Genomic DNA, 2,854 nt, shown 5'->3' with positions numbered 1-2,854 from the left:
TTCCGGCTTCATGGCCGGCGCCATGGTCGCCTTCGGGGCAACCTTGGCCCTGGCCGTCTCGGCCGGCGTGAGCGAAAACCTGGCCCCGGGTCTGGCCAACCTGCTCATGGGCCTGGTGTTCTCCATCGCCCTGGTCTGTATCTTGGTCTCGGGCATGACCCTGGTCACGGCCGACATGTACATCGGCATCGTCGGGGTCTTCCATGGTCGCATCGGCTGGGGCGGCTTCGCCTGGGGCTTGGTCCTGGCCTATGCGGGTAACTTCATGGGCAGCATGTTCTTCATGTGGCTCGTCTCCAAGGGCGGGTCCTACGCGGCCTGGCCCTGGCTGGCCAAGTCCCACGCCATCGGGACGGCCAAGATGGGATACACGGCCACACAGATCTTCGCCATGGGCGTGGTCTGCACATGGATGCTCCAGGTGGCCGCCATTCTTTTTGTCAAGGCCGAGGGCGACTTGGCCAAGATCGTCCTGGCCGCCTTGGGCCCATTGGCCTTCGTTGCCGGGATGACGGAGCACTGCATCGCCAATATCGGTTTCCTGGCCCTGCCCCTCTTCCAACAGGACATGTTCCTGGTCCAGGCCACCGGCATGGGCCTGGCCGATCCGGTGTTCCTGCACTGGGGCTTCGGCCGATTCGGATGGGCCCACAACCAGGTCTTCACCGTGTTGGGCAATCTCGTGGGTGGCATTTTGTTCGTGGGTATCCCGTTCCAACTGGTATCCAATGCCAAGCGGGTGCGGGCCTTGTACAGGGAAAAAACCGACTTCACGCTCAAACTGTAACCGGAGAACGACAATGGACTATTCTCCGTTCAATCCCGAGGTCTGGGGAACCTTCGCGGTCTGCGCCGTCCTGGTCTGGATGACGGTGCGGGCCTACCGATGGATGCATCCGGACTATCCCGGGAAATGGCCCGTGGACGACAAATAGGGTTTGGGACCCCGGGAGTGAACCCGGGGCATGTTCAACCGGCGGACCGGACCACGAGGCCGGGCCGCGACAAGGAGGCAACCATGGTCAAGGACGGTTGGTATCCGACGGTATGTTACCAGTGCAAGGCCGAATGCGCCATCGAGGCCCGCATCCAAGGCGGGCGAGTCACCGAGGTGCGCGGAAATCCTCGTTTCAGGGGCAAGGTTTGCGTCAAGGGCATGGCCGGCGTGACTCTGCAATACGCCAAGGATCGCCTGACCAAACCGCTCAAGCGAATCGGCGAGCGGGGCGAGGGCAAATTCGCGGAAATCTCCTGGGCCGAGGCCATGGACACCATCGAGGCCAAACTCCGCAGCCTGTACGATCGGGGCGAGGCCCACAAGCTGACCTACAGCTTCTTCCCGCACTCCCTAACCGACCCCAAGTGGCATTTTCTGAACGCCTACGGGGGATACATCAACACGGGTCTGCCCCATTGCGATTCGGCCAAGATCGTGGCTCAGATCAAATGCTGGGGCGGCGTGCCCAACCACCACATCCCGCCGGCTTGGTTCTCCATGCCCAAGGACGGCGTCATGCTCCTCTGCGGACGCCACGCCTTCGGCTGTCTGGACGATGCCGTTGTCCCGCGGGATATTCTGGAAGCCAAGGACCGAGGCGCCAAGCTCGTGGTTGTCGATCCCATCTTCAGCCCGGATGCGGCCAAGGCCGATTGGTGGATCCCCATCAAACCATCCGGGGACACGGCCCTATTCCTGGGCATGATCAACTACCTCATCGCCAACGATCTGTACGACAAGAAGTTCGTCAAGGAGTGGGTGCGCGAAGGCGATTTCGAAAAGGTCCAGGCCTACGTCAAGGACAAGACTCCCCAGGCCATGAGTGCCGTCTGCGGGGTGCCGGCCAAGGATATCGAAAAGCTGGCCCGCCTGTGCGGAGAAGCTCCGGCCGTTGGTGTGGACGGCTACAAGTCCATCATGCTTGGCCAATCCCTGGACTTTGGCCACGCCTGGGCCATTTTCATGGCCATAACCGGCAACCTGGACAACCCTGGCGGCCAGCCCATCCCGGATCTAACGCCCATGTCCCCGGTCCTTCCGGCCCCGGCCGGCCCGCCGCCCCTGGCCGAGAAGGGCTTCCACCGCACCGGACCGAACCGCGAAAAATTCGACCGGTATAGCTTCATCCTGGAACCTACCTGGTACGAGGCCCAGGCCATCAAGGACGATGCCTTGAAGATCCTCGTCGTCACCGAGGCCAACCCGGCCTTGACCGAAATGGGCAACAAGGAATGGCAAAAGGCTGTGTGCATGAAGGACGGGAACGGCGACTACAAATTGGAGTTCCTGCTGAACACGGACATCATGCTCTCCGAGACAAGCAAATTCGCCGACATCGTGCTTCCGGATCGAACGCACTTCGAGCGCTGGGAAATCCTGTACATGCCCTGGTGGTACAACTTCGGCCATGGGGTGGCCCTGCGCCAGCCCCTGGTTGAGGCCCCGGGAGAAGCCCGGCATTCCAACATGGTGTTCATCGAATTGGGCAAGCGCATGTTCCCCGAGTACTTCCACTTCAATGACGACGTCGAATACTACGACATCCAACTCAAGGGGCTGGGTCTCTCGGTGGCCAAACTCCAGGAAATGGGCGGCAAGTGGTCGCCGGGGGCCATCGGGTTCCGGAAGTACAAGGACAACGGCTTCGGCACGCCCTCCAAGAAGGTACACCTCTACTGGGAGGACCTGGAGGAAGTGGGCCAATCCCTCCCCAGGGCTATCCTGGCTCCCGAGTACGACGCCGATGTGGAGGACTATCCCTTCGTCATGATTTCGTACCGCCGCATCCATATCAACGGAACGGGACCCTGGTCCTGCAACAACGCCAAACTGCGCGACCAGGTCTCGGGCCAGCAC

The 2,854-nt window shown here is 61.6% G+C and carries 2 protein-coding genes; both read left to right on the top strand.

Annotation, left to right across the window (positions count from 1 at the left end; genetic code table 11):
- Positions 1 to 787, top strand: a 787-nt coding sequence (locus tag EOM25_13670; GenBank protein ID NCC26222.1) for a formate/nitrite transporter family protein, incomplete at its 5' end; no start/stop codon positions are given.
- Between the two features lie 231 nt (positions 788 to 1,018).
- On the top strand, positions 1,019 to 2,854 hold a 1,836-nt coding region (locus EOM25_13665), incomplete at its 3' end, for a formate dehydrogenase (protein NCC26221.1).

The organism is Deltaproteobacteria bacterium, assembly GCA_009929795.1.
In the GTDB taxonomy this organism is placed as follows: domain Bacteria; phylum Desulfobacterota; class Desulfovibrionia; order Desulfovibrionales; family Desulfomicrobiaceae; genus RZZR01.
Note: the sequence above shows the minus strand (reverse complement) of the source record. Positions and strands in the feature narration are given on the sequence as shown.